Origin of the sequence: Rothia sp. HC945, from assembly GCF_051370785.1 — a bacterium.
In the GTDB taxonomy this organism is placed as follows: domain Bacteria; phylum Actinomycetota; class Actinomycetes; order Actinomycetales; family Micrococcaceae; genus Rothia.
This window is the reverse complement of record NZ_JBFCSN010000002.1, coordinates 51,597-68,855: the sequence shown is the minus strand read 5'-3', so window position 1 is coordinate 68,855 and position 17,259 is coordinate 51,597. Positions and strand designations below refer to the sequence as shown.

The 17,259-nt window shown below is 67.1% G+C and carries 10 protein-coding genes; 8 read left to right on the top strand and 2 right to left on the bottom strand.

Annotated elements, in window-relative coordinates; translation table 11 throughout:
* The first annotated feature begins 70 nt into the window (after positions 1-70).
* The 8 genes from AB0Y14_RS08870 (at position 71) to AB0Y14_RS08835 (ending at position 14,330) form a co-directional block, all read left to right on the top strand.
* Positions 71-1,186, top strand: coding sequence for a nucleotide disphospho-sugar-binding domain-containing protein (locus AB0Y14_RS08870; protein ID WP_436588907.1), 1,116 nt, complete (start codon positions 71-73; stop codon positions 1,184-1,186).
* Between the two features lie 111 nt (positions 1,187-1,297).
* Positions 1,298-4,927: an ABC transporter ATP-binding protein gene (locus AB0Y14_RS08865; RefSeq protein WP_436588906.1), complete on the top strand. Its 3,630-nt coding sequence runs from the start codon at positions 1,298-1,300 to the stop codon at positions 4,925-4,927.
* Between the two features lie 65 nt (positions 4,928-4,992).
* Positions 4,993-6,159: a heme/hemin ABC transporter substrate-binding protein gene (locus tag AB0Y14_RS08860; protein WP_436588905.1), complete on the top strand. Its 1,167-nt coding sequence runs from the start codon at positions 4,993-4,995 to the stop codon at positions 6,157-6,159.
* A 12-nt stretch (positions 6,160-6,171) separates the two neighbouring features.
* Positions 6,172-7,224 (top strand): FecCD family ABC transporter permease, encoded by a 1,053-nt coding sequence (locus AB0Y14_RS08855; protein WP_436588904.1) that lies wholly within the window; start codon positions 6,172-6,174, stop codon positions 7,222-7,224.
* Positions 7,221-8,060, top strand: coding sequence for a heme ABC transporter ATP-binding protein (locus AB0Y14_RS08850; RefSeq protein ID WP_436588903.1), 840 nt, complete (start codon positions 7,221-7,223; stop codon positions 8,058-8,060). Before AB0Y14_RS08855 ends, AB0Y14_RS08850 begins: the two co-directional genes overlap by 4 nt.
* 60 nt (positions 8,061-8,120) lie before the next feature.
* Positions 8,121-9,863 (top strand): (2,3-dihydroxybenzoyl)adenylate synthase, encoded by a 1,743-nt coding sequence (locus tag AB0Y14_RS08845; protein WP_436588902.1) that lies wholly within the window; start codon positions 8,121-8,123, stop codon positions 9,861-9,863.
* Positions 9,864-10,014: 151 nt separating this feature from the next.
* Positions 10,015-10,248, top strand: a complete 234-nt coding sequence (locus tag AB0Y14_RS08840; protein WP_436588901.1) for a phosphopantetheine-binding protein — start codon at positions 10,015-10,017, stop codon at positions 10,246-10,248.
* A gap of 5 nt (positions 10,249-10,253) precedes the next feature.
* Positions 10,254-14,330: an amino acid adenylation domain-containing protein gene (locus AB0Y14_RS08835; protein ID WP_436588900.1), complete on the top strand. Its 4,077-nt coding sequence runs from the start codon at positions 10,254-10,256 to the stop codon at positions 14,328-14,330.
* Between the two features lie 100 nt (positions 14,331-14,430).
* Here AB0Y14_RS08835 and AB0Y14_RS08830 read toward each other — a convergent pair whose 3' ends face one another.
* Together AB0Y14_RS08830 and AB0Y14_RS08825 are read right to left on the bottom strand one after the other, a co-directional pair.
* Entirely contained in the window at positions 14,431-15,225 is a 795-nt protein-coding gene (locus tag AB0Y14_RS08830; protein WP_436588899.1) for a serine hydrolase, read from the bottom strand.
* A gap of 48 nt (positions 15,226-15,273) precedes the next feature.
* Positions 15,274-17,208: an acyltransferase family protein gene (locus AB0Y14_RS08825; RefSeq protein ID WP_436588898.1), complete on the bottom strand. Its 1,935-nt coding sequence runs from the start codon at positions 17,206-17,208 to the stop codon at positions 15,274-15,276.
* Positions 17,209-17,259 lie beyond the last annotated feature (51 nt).

Below are 17,259 nucleotides of genomic sequence, written 5' to 3'. Positions count from 1 at the left end.
GCGATTTGGTTAGGCTCTACAAACGCCGGGCAAAGCCAGGCCAAGCTCCCCCAATTTTGCAAGGAATCCCATGAGAGTTCTCGTCATCGGTCCGCCCCTCTACGGACTCTTGTACCCCGTGATCTCGCTGGCGCAGGGCCTGAGGGCCTCGGGTCACGAGGTCGTCGTGGGGACCGCCGGAGACATGTCGCACCGTGTGGCCGAAGCCGGCCTGGTGTCCTTCGACGCGGCACCCGGCCTGGACCCCGACGCCGAGTACCGGCGTCGTGAGGACGAGCGGAAACAGGCCAATATTGGGACCGCGCCGGGAGACTTCTCCTTCTTCAGCCACGAAATGACGGACCGTCTCGTGGAATTCACCGGTTCGTGGATGCCTGACCTGATCGTCTATCCGCCGCTGGGCGTGGTCGGGCGACTCCTGGGCGCCAGATTCGGCATCCCCACGGTCCTGCAGACCGTGGGCTTCGCCCACCAGCAGAAGCACGTGGACACGGTGACCCACTCCCTCCGCGAGAAGTTCGAGCAGCACGGCGTCGCCGAACCCCGCGAGGACCTGGCCTGGCTCGACGTCGCGCCGCCGAGCATGAGCGTGCTCGACCACCCGTCCGAGCTGACCATGCCACTGCGGTATGTGCCGTACAACGGAGGCGCGATCTTCCAGGACTGGTGGGTCCGGCCGGAGCGGCCTCGGGTGCTCGTCAGCCTCGGCACGCTGAAGCCCATGGTCGATGGGCTCGACCTGATCGACTGGGTTCTCCACCGGGCCGACGAACTCGACGCCCAGGTGGTTCTGCAGCTCAAGGACAACGCCCGGGAAGAGCTCGTGGACGAGCTGCCGAGCAACGTGACCCTCACCGACTGGATCCCGATGGGCGGACTGGTCGAGAACTCGGACGTGTTCATTCATCACGGTGGTGCCGGCAATACGTTCACCGCTCTGGCCGCGGGTGTGCCTCAGATCGTCTTCGGCGAGGGCGCCGACCGCCCGATGAACGCGAGGATCGTGCAGGAACGCGGTTGCGGCATCGTTCCCGGCGACGGCGGTCTCACCGCCGAGACGATCCGCTCCGTCGTTCACGGTCCCGAGTACAGGGAACAGGCGGAAGAAGTTCGGTCCGAGATCCGCGGCATGCCTGGCCCTGCCGAGGTGGCCGATCGTCTCTCCGGCGCGCTGGTGGGGGTGTAGACGATCGTATCTACCACCGAATCCCAGACGGATCGTGAACACGACGAAGGGTACCTCCGGCGCCTGCTGAGGGTTTGTTGCGAATTCCCGGGCCTCGTCGGGCTCATCCTCGTGGTATCCGTGGCGACCATCGCGGCCGTCGTCGCTGGCCCCCTCCTGACCAGGCAAGGCGTCAACGGCGCTATGGCCGGCGACGTGTCCCAGCTGTGGTGGCTCGGTGCGGGTCTGGTCGGAATCGCGGCCTTCGACTTCCTGGGCGATTACCTCCGCCGGTTCACCGCGGGAAAGCTGTCCCTCCGGGTGCAGCACAGGCTCCGCAGCCGCGTCTTCGACTCGATCCAGCGACTCGACGGCCCGGCCCAGGACTCACTGCGCACCGGGCAGGTGGTCTCCAGGACCAATAACGACCTCCAGCAGGTCCAGTCCATGATGCAGATGTGCCCCGTGCCCGTCTCCGTCATCTCCTACTACGTGTTCGGCATCGCGGTCATGCTCTGGCTCTCGCCGAGCCTGACCCTGATCGCCGTCGGCGTGGTCGCCCTGTTGGGCTTCACCGCGTGGCGGACGCGCAAGCGCGTCTTCGAGACCTCGGCCGCCGCCCAGCACGACGTCGGGCAGATCACCGAGAACATCAGGTCCGCCCTGTCCGGAATCTCCGTGGTCAAATCTTTCGTTCAGGAGACGAGGCATATCCGGTGGGTCGAGAAGGCCAGCCGATCGTTGTTCTCGCGCCGCATGCAAACGATGCGTGCGCAGGCGGCCCCGAGCGCGACCATGCTCGCGCTGCCTCCGGCCGGCCAGGCGGCGCTCCTGCTCGTCGGCGGCTGGCAAGTCACCACGGGCCGGTTGGATCTGGGGACCTTCGTTGCCTTCTCCACGTACCTGAGCATGCTCACGGGACCAACCCGCGTGATGGCGTCGTTCCTGGTGATCGCTCAAAGGACGCGCACGTGCGCCGAGCGCATCTTCGAACTGATGGATGCTCGCCCCGAGATGAAGGACGGCGCGGAACACCCGCCCCGCAGCACGGGCCTCCAACTGAAGAACATCTCCTTCGGCTACACCTCGGACGAACCCGTGCTCCACGACGTCAGCCTGACCGTTCGGCCCGGTGAAACGGTGGCCGTAGTCGGCGCATCCGGGTCCGGCAAGTCGACCCTGGCCCTGCTCGCGCCCCGGTTCTACGACGTCACCGGAGGATCGGTGCTGATCGGCGATCCCGCCGCGGGGGAGACGACCGAGACGGACGGCCAGCGCGTCATCCGTGAGCTCAGGCTCTCGGAACTGAGACAGGAAGTCGGCGTCGTCTTCGAGGACCCCTTCCTTTTCCGCGCGACCGTGCGGGAGAACATTGCGTACGGGACCCCGGACAGCTCCGAAGAGCAGGTGCGTGCGGCCGCGATCGCCGCGGGCGCCGATGAGTTCATCGTCCAGATGGAGCATGCCTACGAGACCGAACTGGCCGAGGGCGGTCGGAACCTCTCCGGCGGGCAGCGGCAACGTATCGCCCTCGCGAGGGCTCTGCTCACACAACCGAGAGTATTGATCGTCGACGACGCCACGAGCTCCGTGGACGCGACCACCGAGAGCGGCATCAATGCGACCCTGCGTCGATACGCCAGGTCCGGGGCGGGGAGTCATCCAGGTGACGCGGCGGATCCGGCGTCGTCCAAGTGCACTCTGCTCATCGCCCGCCGTCGGAGCACGCTCGAGATCGCCGACAGGATCGTCGTGCTCGACGACGGCCGAACGGTCGGCGAAGGAACCCGCGAGGAGCTGATGCGTTCCTGCCCGCAGTTCGCCGATCTCATGGCCGGCGGGCACGAGGAAATCGACCGGGTTTCCGGAGAAACGGATCTCTGGCCCGACGCCGAGACCACGGAACCAACGAAGCCCGCGCTCGGCGCCGACATGCCGGAGGACGCGCAGGCCGACCGGGGCGGCTGGCTCACGCGGCTTCCCGACGCCGCGGCGTCGATGGCCGCCGACCCGAAGGTCACCCGCGTGGCCCAGATGCTGAAACCGGTCAAGGGGCTTTTCACGGCGGCACTGGTGCTCATCGCCCTGAGCTCGTTGGCCACCGTGCTGGTCCCGCTCATGATCCAACGCGGGATCGATGAAGGCATCGCCCCGGGCGATCACAGGACCCTGCTGTTCTACGCGATCCTGGCGTGGTCCCTCATCGCCGGAGACTGGATCTTCTACATCGGTCAGTCCTTGTTCAGTGCGAAGGGGTCGGAGTCCGTGCAATACGGGGTCAGGGTGCGCAGCTTCAGGCACGTGCTCGGATTCTCCCTGCCGTACTTCGAGAAGGAACAGGGCGGCCAGGTCATGACGCGGCTGACGGTCGACGTGGACTCGCTCTCGCGATTCCTGCAATCCGGCTTGGTCAACGGGTTGATGTCCCTGATCACGATGTTCGGTATCGGTGTCGCGATGCTCGTGTTCAATCCATTGTTGGCCGTCATCGCCTTGTCCCCGATTCCGCTGGTCCTGGTCGCCACGATCATCTTCCAGCGTCTCTCGACCAAGGCCTACGACAGGGCCAGAGAAGACATCGGGAAGGTCAACAGCTCCTTGCAGGAGAACATCTCGGGCCTGCGCGTGGTGCAGTCCCACGGGAAGCAGTCGATCGCTTCCCAGTTCTTCCAGAAGGTCTCGGACGCATACAGGGTCTCCCGCGAAAAGGCCCAACGGTACATCGCCCTGTACTTCCCGTTCGTGGTCTTTTGTTCGCAGGTCTCGAACGCCCTCGTCCTGGTCGCCGGCGCACGGTTCGTTGCGGACGGGACGGTGACCCCCGGTGTCCTGGCCGCGTTCCTGTTGTTCCTCGGGCAGTTCTACGGGCCGATCCAACAGCTGGCGAATATTTTCGATTCCTTCCAGCAGGCGCGGATCGGGCAGAAGCGCACGGACGAGCTGCTCGCGATACCGCAGGAGGAGGCCGACGTCGTCGACAGCGATCGTACGGCCGCGGATGCGTCCCGGCTTTCGGGTCACATCCGCCTCGACGATGTCTCCTACACGCACGACGGCGCCGTCGAACCCGCCCTCAAGAACGTCGATCTCACCCTGGACCAGGGGTCCAGCCTTGCCGTCGTCGGAAGCACCGGCGCCGGCAAGACCACCTTGGTCAAGGTCATGGCCTGGCTCTACGAGGCCGAGACCGGGCGGGTCGAGATCGGGGACCGGGACAGGGGAGGCCTCGACCGTGAGACGTACCGTCGTCGCGTCGGGGTCGTGGGCCAGGCGCCTCACCTATTCGACACCACGATCGCCGAGAACATCCGCTACGCGCGCCCCGATGCGACGGACGCCGAGGTCGAGGCCGCAGCCCGACGCAGCGGCGCGATCCTGGCCATCGCCCGCCTGCCTCGCGGATTCCGTTACCAGGTCGACGACGGCGGATCGAACCTCGCGCAGGGCCACCGGCAACTCATCGCCCTCGCGAGGGCCGAACTCGCCGGAACCGATCTGCTCCTGCTCGACGAAGCCACGGCGCACCTCGATGCCGCCTCGCAATCGGCCGTCATGGACGCGGTCGCCGCAACCGATGCGACCACGGTCATCGTGGCGCACCGTTTGGCGACGGCGGCCCGGTGCGACCGCATCGCCGTCATGGAACACGGCCGGATCGTGGAGTTCGGAACCCACGACGACCTGCTCGCGCAGGGCGGCCGGTACCGGCGACTCCATGCGTCGGCCGAAGCGGCCGTCGGCGCGCCAACGACCTCGGGCTGACGAACCCTCCGTCAGCCCGCCCAGGAACGGGGCCCCCCAGGCCCCCTGAGAAAAGGAAAGAAATCATGTCACCGCGCTATGAGAATGAACCACACCTCGCCACGACGGACACCGAATTCGCCGGTTCGTCCGAATCCGCCTCAAGGGCCGAGCGGAGGCAGGGACAGATCTCCGGACGACGTCGTTCCGGGTCCGCCGCCGGGGTGATCGCGGCGCTGGGCATCGGCGCCCTCGTGCTGTCGGGATGCGGCGACGCAGGCAGCACCACCTCGGAAGCCGATCAGGCGAGTGCCAGCTCGTCGGAGACGACCGGCGACAGCCAACAGGTCAAGCTGCCCTCGGGCTGGAAGCATGCGGTGGGGACCACCGATTTCCAGGACGTCCGGGCCGAAAGCAAACTGCCCACCACGGTGACCGACGGGACCGGGAGCGAGGTGACGGTCAAGGATGCGTCCAAGATCATTTCCGCCGGTGACGGCATTTCCTCGACTCTGGCCGCGCTGGGCCTCAAGGACAAGATCTATGCGGCCCCGAACAACAGCACCTCCTCCGCGGGCAAGGACGCTCCCGAGCACTTCGAGTTCAGCAAGCAGACCGGCACGGAAGGCCTGCTGGCTCTGGACGGATCGCTGTTCATCGGTGACAACACCAAGCGCCACGGAGACGTCGCCAAGCAGTTCCGCGACGCCGGAACGGATGCAGTCGTCGTCGACGACCAACAGAGCCAGGCCGAGAAGCTCCAGGCCGTCGCCGACTACGTGGGTGCTCACGACGCCGGGACCAAGCTGGTCGACAAGCTGAACTCCGACATGGATGCGGCCAAGAAGAAGGTCGACAAGTCCGACCTCAAGGGACACAAGGTCATCCAGGTGACCGCGACCGGTGCGGGTGGCGCAAACTCCGTGGCAGGAACCGGGACGCCCGGGACCGAAATGATCGAGAACCTCGGCATGACCTCGGTCGGGGCCGACAGCGGGCTCCGCGGCCTGTCCCGTGAGTTCAGCAATGAGGGCATTCTCGCCTCGGATCCTGACGTGATCGTGATGGCCGAATCCGATCTCGAGGCCTGGGGCGGCGAGGACGGCCTGTGGGACGCCTTCCCGACCCTGAAGGAGACGAAGGCCGGGAAAGAGAAGCACATCGTCGTCATGCCCGACGCCCAGATCCGCTACTCGAGCCCGGAGCTGGGAGCCGGTGCCGAAGCGCTCGCCAAAGCGATCTCGGAGTTCTGATCCCGCATGCCGATGACACGCAGTGAATCCGGCGGGACCGACATCCGCCGACTACCGCTGGCCGGGACCCTGATCGTGGGGCTCGTGCTCCTGGCAGGGCTCATGGTCGTGTCCGTCTCGATCGGACCGGTGCGGGTCGTGCTCACCGACGTGGTGCACATCCTGCTGTCTCCGGTCCTCGGCGGGGACGACTCGCTCAGTCAGAGGGACGTCTCGGTGGTCTGGCAGTTGCGGGTTCCCCGAATCCTGCTGGGCGTCATGGTCGGCGCGGCGCTGGCGATCTCTGGGGCGTGCCTCCAGAGCCTGTTCAACAACCCGCTGGCCGACCCCGGCATCGTCGGGGTCACCAGCGGGGCCTCGGTCGGTGCGGTCGGGGCGATCGTGCTGGCCGGCGGCTTCGCGTCCCAATGGGTCGTCCCGCTGGGGGCTTTCGCCGCCGGTCTGGCCGTGACCGGGCTGATCTACGCGCTGGCCAGGCCGGGGCGGACCACCGGGACGGCGCGCATGCTGCTCGTCGGCATCGCGGTCGGCTCGGCGTGTCAGGCCCTCGTGGGTTTCTTCACGTACATCGCCGATGACAGCCAGCTTCAGACCCTGGTGTTCTGGCAGATGGGCTCTCTCGGGCGAGCCAACTGGGCCCAGCTGGTCGGTGTTCTCCCGATCTTCCTGATAGGTCTCCTCCTGGTTCTGCGTCTCTCGAAGACGCTCGATGTGCTGACCCTGGGGGAGAGGCAGGCCCAGCATCTGGGCCTCAACGTGAAGTTGAGCCGGCTCGCGATCATCGTGACCACGGCGCTCCTGACGGCGGCCGCGGTGGCCTTCGCCGGATCGATCGGATTCGTCGGGCTCGTGGTCCCGCACATCATGAGGTTCCTCGTGGGCCCCGGCCACAAGGCCCTGCTCCCGGCCTCCGCGATCGCGGGCGCCGTCCTGGTGGTTGCGGCGGATGCCGCGTCTCGCACGCTCAACCCGCCGACCGAGATCCCGATCGGGCTGTTCACGGCGGCCGTCGGTGCGCCGTTCTTCCTGTTCCTGATCCTTCGTGAGAAGAGGAGGATCTCATGATGCGAGGCAAACGCGGTCGTCCGGAGACACCGGCGTCCGGGGACTCGATGCCAACGCCGCGTGGGCCCCACACACCCGTCGTCGAGGTGCGGTCCGTCAGCTATGCGATCGGCTCCAAGACCCTGATCGACGACGTAGCATTCGATCTGCTTCCCGGCACGGTCACCGCTCTGGTCGGGCCCAACGGGGCCGGCAAGTCGACCATGCTCGGGCTGCTCGCGGGCGACTTCGTGCCCCAGCACGGCCAGGTTCTGGTCGGCGGGCGCGCCCCCGGACAGTGGCGCCCTCTCGAACTGGCCCGCGAACGGTCCGTGATGCTCCAGCAGCAGACCACCCATTTCGGATTCAGCGTTGAGGAAGCCGTGGCCATGGGGCGTCTCCCGCACGACGTCGACGAGGAAAGAGACCGGGACATCGTCGAATCGGCCCTCGAGGAGTCCGATGTCGCGCGACTGAGACGACGGGACGTCACAACCCTCTCCGGCGGTGAATCGGCGAGAGTCGCCTACGCACGAACGGTCACCCAGACCACACCGATCGTGCTCCTGGACGAGCCGACCGCCGCACTCGACCTCCAGAACCAGGAAGCTCTGCTCCGATCGACCCAGCGTCTGGCCGAGAACGGTGCCGCCGTGGTCGTGGTCCTTCACGACCTCAACCAGGCGGCACGATATGCGACCCGCGTGCTCATGTTTTCCCGGAGTCGATTGGTGGCCGACGGGGCACCCCCGGAGGTCCTCACCCCGGAACGGATCGAGGCCGTCTACGGGCAGAAAGTCCATCTCTTGGAGCATCCCCAGACGGGGGCCCCGATCCTGGTGCCGGTGCACGACTGACCGGTAGGCCCGCGCCCCGGCGTTCGCCGCACGCATCCACTGACACGAAGGAAGGAAACCATGACCCAAACCGCCCTGAACGGCCGAACGAGCCTGGCCGAATATCCAGGGATTCCCGAAGAGTTCGCGGCGAAGTACCGCGCGGCCGGCTACTGGATCGACGAGACCTTCCAGGATTTCCTCCTGGACCGGTGCGCCCGATTCGCGGACCGGACCGCGCTCGTCGCCCGCTCGTCACGGGACCCGGAAACGGGCAGCCTGGCGACTCGGCGCTGGACCTACGCTCACTTGGAGGACGAAGCCAGGCGTTCGGCCCGAACGCTCCGGGACGTCGGCGTCGCGCCGGGCGACCGCGTGATCCTGCAACTGCCGAACACCGCCGAGTACATGGCCTACCTCTGCGGGTCGTTCCTGTTGGGAGCGCTGCCCGTCTTCGCCCTGCCCAAGCACCGGGCGAGCGAGCTGGGCCACTTCGCCCGAAAGACCGACGCGGCGGCCCACATCGTCTGCCAGGGGGCCGAAGGATTCGACTACCTCGGTCTCTACCGGGAGTACGCCGACGGCATGCGGACCGAAGGCCTCCAACCCCCGGTCCTGATCGAGGCGAGCGGGCAGGAGACGGAGAGCCAGGACGGCGTCGTCGCCATCCCGGACCGTCCGGAACCCTTGCTCGACCTGCCACGACCCGTGCGCAACCGAGGGGCCGAACGGCTGAGCGAGAACGTCGCGTTCCTCCAGCTGTCCGGAGGGACCACCGGAATGTCCAAACTGATTCCCCGAACCCACGCGGACTACCTCTACTCGGTCAGGGCCTCGGACCCGATCTGCGGTGTGGACCGCGAGACCAGAATGCTCGTGGTCCTGCCCGCCGCACACAATTTCACGATGAGCTCTCCGGGGATCCTCGGGGTGCTGCACGAGGGAGGCAGCCTCGTGTTCGCGGCGGATCCGAGCCCGCAGACCGCGTTCTCCCTCATCGAGCAGGAACGGGTCACGATGGCATCCCTGGTCCCGCCCCTGCTGCAGGCGTGGATTCTCTCGGCCCAGAGGAAGTTCCCGGACCTTTCGAGCCTCACGACGATTCAGGTCGGCGGGGCCAAGCTCGCCCCGAGCGTGGCCGAAAAGGTCGGCCCGGTCCTGGGCGCTCGGCTCCAACAGGTCTTCGGGATGGCGGAGGGACTGGTCAACTACACGAGGGACACCGACCCGGAGGAACTCGTCGTTCGGACACAGGGACTGCCCATCAGCCCCGACGACGAGCTGCTGGTCGTCGACGACGACGACCGTCCCGTGGCCGAGGGCGAAACCGGTCACCTCCTGACCCGTGGCCCCTACACGATCCGCGGCTACTACCTCGAGGACAAGGCCAACCGCTTCGGTTTCACCCAGGACGGGTATTACCGAACCGGTGACATCGTCCGGTTGCATCCCACGGGGCACGTCGAGGTCACCGGGCGGTCGAAGGACCAGATCAATCGGGCCGGAGAAAAGATCGCGGTGGACGAGATCGAGGACGTGACCCTGAGCGCCGACGGCGTGGCCGATGCCGTCGTCGTCGGGATACCCGACGACGACCTCGGAGAACGCGTCGGCCTGGTGGTCCTGCCCCGGGACGATGCCGACTTCGGCCCGGACCCGAGAACCTGGTTCCGCGCGTGGTTCCGGGAACGGGGGATCGCGGAATTCAAGATCCCGGAACGCGTCGAGATTCGTCGGGACCTACCCCTGACCAATGTCGGCAAGATCTCGCGCCGCCACCTCAGGACCGCCCTGGCCGAGGACCTCGCCGCGTCACGGGCCTGACCCCAGGAGACGTCCAACCGGCCGGTTGGACGGCCGGAGGATCCGGTTCCGCCGGAGGCACCGGACCAAGAACCAAACCATTGCCGTCGCGGCGCTCCACCGTCACGGCGCCCCTCATCATTGCCTGGTCATCACCGCACAAGGAGAAAAAATGATCGACGATTCGACACTCAAGTCAGTCCTGGCGCCGCACTTGCGCGAGGAGGGTGCCTTGGACAAGGCATTCCATGACCCCACGGCCAACTTGTTCGACCTGGGTATGGATTCCATCTCGGCATTCGCGCTCCTGGACGACCTCCAGGATCACGGGGTGAGTCTGGAATTCACCGAGTTGATCGCTGACCCCAGCGTCGGATTCCTCCGTGAAGCGTCGGAAAGGGCCTAGTCATCGTGGACCGGAACGACCCTCCCTGGTACCCGCTCACGGACGCGGCGCGTGGAATAGGCTTCGCGACCCGACTCGACCCGGACAATCCTTGCTACAACACCGCCGAATGCGTCGAATTCACCGAGCCGGTGGACGCGGAGGCGCTTCGGTCCGCGCTCAGGACCGTGTACGCGGAGAACGAGGGCTTCCGGGTCGAACTGGATCAACGCGGCAGCGAGCTCGGTTGGCGCCCGCTCGACATCGACCTCGACATCGACGAATTCCTCCGTCGTGTCACCGTGGGACGCAGCATCGGACTCGAGGCCACGCCCGACGAGGCGCGGCGGACGGTGCTCGATTGGTGCGCGGAAACGGTCGGCACGGCCCTCGACGTCGAGCGGGGCCGCACCGTGGATTCCGCGATCATCGAGTGCGGCGGCCGCCAATGGTTCTACCACTGTTTCCACCACCTGGTCGCCGACGGATTCGCCGCATTCGATGCCCTACGTCGGGTGGGACAGGTCTACGGGCGGATTCTCGAGGGTGAGGCCCCCGAGCCGGCTCACAGGCCGGGGCTCGCGGAGCTCCGGGCCCAGGACGCCGCCGACGCCGAGCGTCGCACTGCGGATCTCGAGGCCTGGTCGGAGCGTCTCGAGCACGAGGACACACCGACGGATTACTCCCTCGCGCAACGCGAGGCGGCGCCGTCGGCCACGGCCCACCGTGTTGTCCGGCCGGTCGACGTGAGTCTCCAGGAGGCGATCGTCGAGGTCGCCCGCGGCGCGGAGGCGCAATGGCCGACGGGCGTGGTGGCCGCCGTCGGCTCGTACCTCTCCCGAGCCCTTGGCCTGCCCCAGGCGAGTTTCGGCGTTCCCCAGATGAATCGGGCCCTGGCCGGTGGCCCTCGAGTCGCAGCCCGCACGGGATGCACCGCGGTGAATGTGTTGCCCATCCACGTCTCCGCCCTCACGCGCCCCCAGGACCAAGTGCGGCAGGTCCGAGACCAGATGGTGTTCAACCACGAGCATGCTCTGGCCCGCCAGGAGGATCTGGAAAGGCAGGCTGCGCGTCGAGGCGGTCGGCCCTTCGGGGCCCAGATCAACGTGGTTCCCTTCGACGCCGTCCTGCGATTCGGCCCGTGCCGGGCTCAGGTCCACAACGTGTCCGCGGGCCCGGTTCCCGACATGACGGTGTGCCTGAGAGGCATGCCCGGTCGGGGCCACGACCTCAGCCTCGAACTGACCGCCAACCCTGACTTGTATTCCCCGGAGGAAACAGAGCGGCACGCGCATCGAATCCTGCGATGGATGCATTCGTGGGCCGAGGCAGCAAGCACGAAAACTCCGACCGCGGAGCTCGACCAGGCACTTCCCGAGGAAATCGACCGTATCCGCGGCCTGTCCGCCACGGAGCACGAGGTCGAGGCGCGAACGCTCCTCGAACGGTTCGAGGAGCAGGCCGAACGCACCCCGGAGGCACTTGCCCTCCGCGAGGGACCTGCATACGGTGCCGCGGATCGTTTCGGGGGCGGGGCCAGAACCTACGCCGAACTCGTCCGCGCGGCCCGTGACGTCGCGGAGGGGCTCTCTGCCGCCGGCGTGGCCCGGGGCGACGTCGTCGGTCTCCGGGTCGAGCGCGGCGTCGAACAGTTCGAGCTCCTCTACGGCCTGTTGTACGCCGGGGCCGTGTACCTGCCGATCGACCCGACCCTCCCCGTCGGTCGCGTCGCGGCCATGCTCGAGGACGCCGAGTGCTCGACACTGATCAGCGGAACGGGTCTGGCGGTGCCGGACTTCTCCGAGGTCGCGACCGAGACCGACGCTCCGGCCCAGACCGCGCCTGTCCGCCTCCTGGAAGCCCGAGAGATCTTCCGACTGGGACGCGAGGCGGAGTCACGAACCCCCTCCGAGGCTTTTCCGGGTCGTCGAACCCGTCCGGACGATCTGGCCTATGTCCAGTTCACGTCCGGATCGACCGGACGTCCCAAGGGCGTGCCGACCACCCACCGGGCCCTGGACAACAGGTTGCGGTGGCAACAGCACCTGATTCCGATCGATGGGTCCGACCGGATCGCTCACAAGACGGCGATTTCCTTCGATGTCCACGTGTGGGAGCTGTACTGGCCGCTTCAGGAGGGCGCCTGCATCGTGATCGCGGCCCCCGGAGGCCACAAGGATCCCGAGTACTTGGCTCGGCTCCTTCGGGACGAGGCAGTCACGGGCCTACATTTCGTGCCGACGATGCTCTCGGCGTTCATCTCGACCCCTTCCGTCCGCGCACTCCTGGGAGCCGAACGAGTCGCGCTCCGCCGCATCGTGTGCAGCGGTGAGGCGTTGACCAGGGAACAGGTTCGAGGAACCTTCGACCTCTTGGGCGTCCGTCCCCTGAATCTGTACGGCCCGACCGAGGCCGCGATCGACGTTACGGCCTGGGACACGGAAACGGACCCCGACGCCGCCGTCGTGCCCATCGGGCGCCCGGCCTGGAATACCGGGTGCCACGTCGTCGATCCGACGGGCCACCTGTGTCCACCAGGTATACCGGGTGAGCTGTGTCTGTCGGGTGTCCAGGTCATGTCCGGATACCTCAATCGACCGGACGCCGACGCCGCTGCCCTGGACACGATTCCCCTGAGCAGCGGTCGCCGCCAGCCCGGATCTCCCGACGCGTCCTCGTCCGGGCCGGAGACACTCCGGGTGTACCGCACCGGCGATCTGGCCGTGTGGAGGGAGGACGGCGTCCTGGAGTACAGGGGGCGCCGGGACCACCAGATCAAGATCCGGGGCCAGCGTCTCGAACTGGGGGAAGTGGAAGCGGTCCTTGCCGACGTCGAGGGCGTCCATGCCGCCGTCGTTCTGGTCAAGAGCATCGGCGGGCAACAGACGCTGGCGGCCTTCATCGAAGGCGACTCCGAACGCGGCGATGAGGTTCTGGCCGTGGCCAAGCATCATGCTGCCGCCGTGCTGCCCGAGTACATGGTTCCCGCGCTGTGGTCGCGTGTGGACAGCATGCCCGTGACCACTAACGGCAAGGCGGACCGAAGGGCACTGGATGCGATGGAACTGGTCCTGCCGGACCAGGGAGGCGTGCCCCGATCCCTGAGGGAACAGACGGTCTGCACGATCTTCGCCGACGTCCTCGACGTGCCGTCGATCGGCCCGGACACGGACTTCTTCTCGGCCGGGGGAGCATCGCTGAGCGCCCTCGAGCTGGGGATCCGCGTCGAAGAGCAATTCGGAACGCCCTGTTCCCTCGCGAAGGTCTTTGCCCATCCCACGCCCAGGTCCCTGGCCGAGGCCCTCGAGGACGACGACGCGGGCGAGCTCGAACCGGCCCTGCGGCTGCGCAACGGGCAGGACCCGCAGGCGACGCCGGTCGTGTTCCTCCCTCCCGCGGGGGGTCTCGGGTGGTGCTACGCCTCGTTCCTGAAGTATCTCGATCCGTCATCGTCCGTCTGGACCCTTCAGGCCAGGCAGTTCTCGGACCCGTCGTCGCCATGGCCCGAGGCCTTGGAAGAGCTCGCGGAGGATTACGCCGCGTCCCTGTCCGCAATCGCGCCGCAGGGGTGCATCCTGGCCGGTTGGTCCGTGGGCGGGATCGCGGCCGTCGACGTCGCCGCGCGGGCCTCACGGGACGGCGTGGACGTCGAGAAGGTCGTGCTGTTGGACGCTTACCCGCCGTCCTACTGGCGGGGCCGCCCGGAGCCGACCGAATCCGATCTGTGGATCGCACTGATGCGCATGGGTGGGATAGAGCCACGGGAGGTGCCCGGCGATTTGGCCGGGACCGTCGCAGCGCTCAGGGAGCATGGCTCTCCGTTGGCCAACCTGGACGACACATCGTTGCGCACGTGCATCACGTCGGTGTGGAAGGCGATGGGCTACACGAGGGGCCGTGATACCCAGGCATTCGCCGGCAGGCTGATCCTGTGCTCGGCGCAAGACAGCCTGGAGGCCGGCGCCGATCCCACCGCGTGGTTGCCGTGGTGCGACGAACTGGAGACCCACGTCGTCGAGGGCGACCATGCCGCGGTTCTCCGAGGAGCAAATGCCGAGAGCGTCGCGCACTGTCTGGTCCCGGACGCGGCGGTCCGCGTATGACCCCTGCGCGAGGTGGCAGTGAGGTGGCAGTGTTGTGCAGCTTCCGGCGTGAAATCTGCACAACGTTGCCACCTCGCGGCGGGTGCGTGCGGGGCGGGAGCTAGTTCCCGCCCAGCCCGAGCGCGGCGACGAGTGCGGCGATGACTTCATCCGCCGCAGCCTCTTCGTAGCCCCGCGTGCACACGGCCAAGTAGCGGCAATCCTCGGAGCCGGGGTCCCCGATGAACGCGACGTCGTGCCGGTACCCCGGAACTTCACCGGATTTCGACCCCCACCGGATGCCCGTGGCGAGCGATCTCCCGATAGGGGGAACCGTCTGTGCTTCCAGAGCCTCGACGAAGAGCGACACCACATCGCGGGGCACGTCCCGGCCCGGCCCGAGGTTTCCCGTGACCGTGGCTCGCATGAGTTTCGTCAGATCACCGGCGGTCGTCTCGTTCGTCAGCCCTCCGTCCTGGGCCGCGGGGTCTCCGATCAGTCGTTCGACGCGCGTGGACTCGAGGCCCAGGTCCGCGAAGACCCGGGCGACGGCGTCGATCCCCACCGCACCCAACAGAATGTTGGTTGCTTCGTTCGACGAGCGAGAGATCATGAGGTGGCAGAGTTCGGCGACCGAGAGGTCGGTTCCGTCCGCCGGGAATTCGGCGTCGAGATGGTCACCGGTGAGGCAGAACCGTTCCCCGTCGGCCCCCTCGAAGGTCCTCGTGGCCCCGTACACAGACCGGAGAGAGAGATCCCCGGCGGCCACGGCCCGACCCGCGGCCAGAGCGACCCCCAATTTGATGGTCGATGCTGCGTAGTAGACGGTTCGGGGCTGATGGTCCGCGAGTCGTCGTCCGGCCTGGTCGCACAAGGAGAAGCTCACGGAGGGGAGGGGCACGCTGTGATCTGCCATGGTCCCGAACCTAGCAGAGGCCATGACGCGCCGGAGCGCCGGTACGGGTCAGTCGTGCTCCGGACCAGCCGTGGCCGTGCGGTCCGCAAGCTTTTTCTTCGCCTCCGCAACGGCGTCGGCGACCGTCTGGGCGTAGAGCTCCTGTCCCGGGGGCTCTGGGTGGACGCCGTCGGAGACCATCAGGTCGGGCCTGCCGTCCGACGCCTTGGCCCAGTCCGCGACGACGATCTTGTCGCTCTTCTTTCCTGCGGTACGGACCGTCTCGTTGGAGGTCTTGACCCAATCGAGTTTCGGCGGGGCCTGACCCGTGACCAGCACGATTTCCCGGGTCTGGTCCGATTCGGCCAGGTCGGTGAGGGTATCGACGTCCTCCTGGGTCATCCCTGAGTTGGTCGACAGGGAAACGACCACGATCCGGCCCAGCTCGTGCTTGTCCCGCTGTTTCCTGGCCACGTCCAGACCATCGGAGACCTCCCGGCTGACCTTGGCGTCGACCGAGATCCCGGGCATTTTTGATTGCAGGTCGTCGGCGGCGGACACGGTCACGGAATCGCCGATCATCGTCACGTCTTGTCCATCCGGCGTCGGCTTGTAGGCGCTGGGGCCGGACGGGCTCGGAGTAGCGGACGGCGAGGTCTCCGGCTGGTCCAGGGCGTCCTTGCCCTTCGAGATGACCGACTGGGCCTGGGTCCTCTCCGGTGCCTCCAAGCACGCGGCCACGGTGCCGGAGACGGTCACCACGGCCACGAGCATGGTCCCTGCCGCGGCCCACCGCACGTTCCCGGGTCGTTTGAGTGCCCGGAAGAGTGCGGCCGTGGCACCGAGGAATCCTTTGCGTCGGACCGGTTGTTCGAGCCACTTGTACGAGGCCGCCGCGACGACCACGGTGGCGGCGAGGACACCGATGTTCTTGGGCGTCTCCCACATCGTGGGCGCTCCGTAGTGCATGAGGGTCAGCATCGGCCAGTGCCAGAGGTACAGCCCGTACGAGCGCTTGCCGATCCACTCGAAGGGAGCCAGGGAGAGGAAACGTCTCAGTCCGGCGGCACCCGTCCCGCGGACGTCGGGAAGGAGACACTGGATCACGCCCAGACCGAGAAGCGACGCGGCGACCAAGCCCCACGGGGCCAAGAGCTCAGGGTTCTCCTCCGTCAGGAAACGTGCCAGAACGGGCAGGAGCACCAGGCTGGCCCAACCCACCAGGATGCGAACCACGTTGAGGCCGGGCGAATAGGCCTTCTCCACCGCAGGGACCTGAGTGCCCCGTCGTGGCGGGTACATGCTCCACGGCACCATGAGCGCCAGGACGGCGCCGAACATGAGCCCGAAGGCGTGCGAGTCGAGACCGTAGTAGCTGCGGATCATGTCGCCCTTGGCGGCGGTCCACGCCGCCATCGCCACCACGGATCCCGTCGCGAGGACGGCAGGTACCAGGGTTCTCTTCCGCCAGGACCTGACCAGGATGCAGGTCGTCACGAGGACGATCGGCCACGCCAGGTAGAACTGTTCCTCGACCGCGAGCGACCAGAAATTCGTGAACAGCTCGGGGGAAGTCCGTGTGAAGTAGTCGTTGTCGGCGACCACGTTCGCCCAGTTGGAGGTGTAGGTCAGGGAGGTCATCACCTGGCGGGGCATCTCCACCAGAACATCCCCGCCGAGGACCAAGGCCACGGAGGTACACACGAGCACGCACAGGACCATCGCGGGCACCAGGCGGCGCAAGCGACGCATCCAGAACTGCGGCAGGTGCATCATGCCCGTGTACGCGGCCTCGCGGAGCAGCAGGGCCGTGATGAGGTACCCGGAAATCACGAAGAACAGATCGACGCCGACGAGCCCTCCCGGCAACGCCATCGGCCACACGTGGTACACGATCACCAAGATGACCGCGATCGCACGGAGCCCGTCGAGTCCGCGCAGGACGAAGCGTTCCTGCCCCGCCCGGGGCGGGACGGACGAGTCGAAGAGTATCGGGGGTGTCATGGGGCGACGCGGTCCTAGCAACGAGATTCGGGTTCGATATCGGTATTGGTC